Origin of the sequence: Mesorhizobium sp. M7A.T.Ca.US.000.02.2.1, from assembly GCF_003996995.1 — a bacterium.
Taxonomy (GTDB): Bacteria; Pseudomonadota; Alphaproteobacteria; order Rhizobiales; family Rhizobiaceae; genus Mesorhizobium.
Map to the genome: position 1 here is coordinate 1 of NZ_RZTT01000637.1, position 2,409 is coordinate 2,409.

Below are 2,409 nucleotides of genomic sequence, written 5' to 3' on the forward strand. Positions count from 1 at the left end.
GGCCATATCAGCTCAAATCGGTTTTGGAGGCGGCGTCGCCGACGAACAGGCGGCGGCCGCGCGGGTTGCGCCTGGTCGCGCCGCTGGTAGCGTCGTCGTTGCGCAGCTCGGCCAGCTGGCGATCATTCGCCACCGCCTGCTGCGCCTTCTGCTTTTCGGCCGCTTCCTGCGCCGCCTTGCCGGGATTTAGGATCGAGGTCATGCCTGCCCTTCCTCAAGATCCACACGCCAAGCCCGAGATTGCGGTGCGCATGGAAGCCAACGAGCATCGCCATGCGCTGGCCCGCGTGATTGCTGGACCGGATGCGGGCGACGATGAGGTGAGTTTCGGCCATGGCAAAAAGCGTCAATTGCGCCATGCGGACCAACCGGCCCATGTGCCCGGCCGCCGCCGGCGAAACCGCAAGCGCCATTTCGAGCCGGCGCCAGCCGTGCCGCCCGAAGCACACCAGCGCCAGGCACTCGTCGCCGCGATAGATCGCCACCGACTGCACCACGTCGACGGCGCGAACCTGCGCGAGCACCAGCCGCCTCACACGTGCATGTGCGCCCGCGAGGTCGAGCGCCGCCGTGCGCGGCGCCGGCGAGACCAGCCGCCATTCAGGTGCGGTAGACATCGAAGTCGGAACGGGCCGTGATGGATTTGATCGGCACCACGTTGTTCGGCCGCCCGAGCTGGGCGGCGTCGCTGATGACCTTGGCGCGGCCGCGCCGGCCGTAGCAGAGATATTCCCAGGCATTGATCGAGTGGGAGTACTCGTTCTTGTCGATTTCCAGCAGGTTCGTCTTGCCCTCGCTGGCCTGCTTGGTCAGGTGATACTGCGACACGAACCCCCGGATCGAGGTCTTGCAGCGCGGATCCCAGATCGACCGCGGCGTGTTGGCGTCGGCCATGCCGAAGTACCAGCGCAGGGCCTCCGTGCGGGAATGGATATCGTTGGTTTCGGTCGGCATGATCATGACGCCGATCGCCTGGCTGACCGTCATCATGAACGACAGCTCGCCCTGTATGCGGTCATGGCCTTCGAAGTCGGACGGGTCGCCCCAGGCACCGCCGATGCGATAGCCGGGGAAATCGCTCAACAGCAGCTCGACGCAATAGGTGGCGAAGCGCTGGGCGCCGGTCACCACGTCCGGCTGCGAGACGATTTCCCGCAGCGCCCGCAACCGCCCGTCATCGTGGAACTGCCCCACCGCCAGCGCCGGCCGGCCGCCGCCGTCGAAGCCGAGAAAGATTGGCCGGCCGGGAATGGGATCGAGCAGTTCCGGCGAGCGATGCACGGCAAGGTCGAATGTATCGTAGATGATCGTGCCGGTTTTCTTCGGCGCATACTTGCCGTGCACGTTGCGGATACTATCGGCCGCCTTGGGGCCGCCGAAGCCGCGTTCCTCGGCCTCGTAATCCGCCCTGGTCTTGCGCTTGCGGTTCTCGGCATTGGCCGACAGGCCGGACGGCTGGGCAAAAAAGTTGTAGCCCGGCCACTTTTCCGGTTCCTCGATCTCGCGCTTGTAGGTCCAGTTTACTTCGTCGGGCGGGTTGAAGTCGCCGAACACCATGCGCGGGATCTTGATGACCTTCTGGCCGGTGTCGGGATCTTCCTCATAGCCGAGCCGTTCGCCCTCCCAGTCCATGATGGTGTCGCGCGGCGGGTAGCGCCCGGTTCGCCCAAACAGCAGGCCCGGCACGTCCTCGTGCATCGTGTCGCACTCGTTGAGCCAGCCATAGGAGATTTCATAGCCCTTGAAGAAGCTTTCGAGGTTTTCCGAGCCGATCGCGCCGAACTGCATTTCCAGCCGCACGGTCGTTTCTTTCCAGCCCTGCGGCCATTGCCTAAGCACGTTCCATTCGAGGATGTGATTGACCGGCCGATCCTGACCGCCGGAGTAGGCATCCTTTTCCTTGGCCGTGAACGGGCCGTATTTGGGGAAGAAGCGCAGCCAGGTCGGCAGCGCGGTCTTGGCCAGCTCGCGGTAGGTTTCGCGCACGGCGGCACAGCGAACGTTGATCTTGCCATCCTTACAGACCGGGAACAGCGTGCCCGCCTTTTGCGCGATCTTGAACACGGCGCTAACGGTTTTGCCGCTGCCCCATGGCCCTCGAATGAAGTCGAAGGGACCATTGCTTTCGATGAATGCCTTGCAGACTGGCCCGGCCGGCTCAAAGCGCGTGATGTCGAAATCGGCTTCAAAATCTGGCCCTGTACCCATCGCCCGCAACCCTCGTTTTGCGCCCGGCCCGCGTGCCCGCGTCCCGATTCACCGCAGCAAATTTATTCCGCCGCCCAGCGAGTCCACTGCAAGCCACCCGAACAGGTCGCGTGTGTGCGACCGAAGGGCCGTGGGCGGTGGGGGGCCGGGGTCGTTTTTGAAATTCGCGCGCGCCCGCTCGGGCTGGGCAAGGCATGGGGG

At 64.7% G+C, this 2,409-nt stretch carries 3 protein-coding genes; all 3 read right to left on the minus strand.

Going from position 1 to position 2,409, the window contains the following annotated elements; genetic code table 11:
• Window positions 1-7 precede the first annotated feature (7 nt).
• From EOD15_RS37300 to EOD15_RS32870, 3 genes are read right to left on the minus strand one after another with little or no spacing between them, the layout of a single operon-like run.
• Complete coding sequence (locus EOD15_RS37300) at window positions 8-133, minus strand: hypothetical protein (protein ID WP_281035330.1); 126 nt, start codon at window positions 131-133, stop codon at window positions 8-10.
• On the minus strand, window positions 123-617 hold the full coding sequence (locus tag EOD15_RS36355) for a hypothetical protein (protein WP_127323000.1): 495 nt from the start codon (window positions 615-617) through the stop codon (window positions 123-125). Before EOD15_RS36355 ends, EOD15_RS37300 begins: the two co-directional genes overlap by 11 nt.
• Entirely contained in the window at window positions 601-2,208 is a 1,608-nt protein-coding gene (locus tag EOD15_RS32870; RefSeq protein WP_127409222.1) for a hypothetical protein, read from the minus strand. Before EOD15_RS32870 ends, EOD15_RS36355 begins: the two co-directional genes overlap by 17 nt.
• Window positions 2,209-2,409: the final 201 nt, after the last annotated feature.

What these genes read in the sequence shown, in the direction of transcription:
- EOD15_RS36355 (WP_127323000.1), bottom strand. Translation starts at nt 617, where the DNA reads ATGTCTACCGCACCTGAATGGCGGCTGGTCTCGCCGGCGCCGCGCACG.
- EOD15_RS32870 (WP_127409222.1), bottom strand. Translation starts at nt 2,208, where the DNA reads ATGGGTACAGGGCCAGATTTTGAAGCCGATTTCGACATCACGCGCTTT.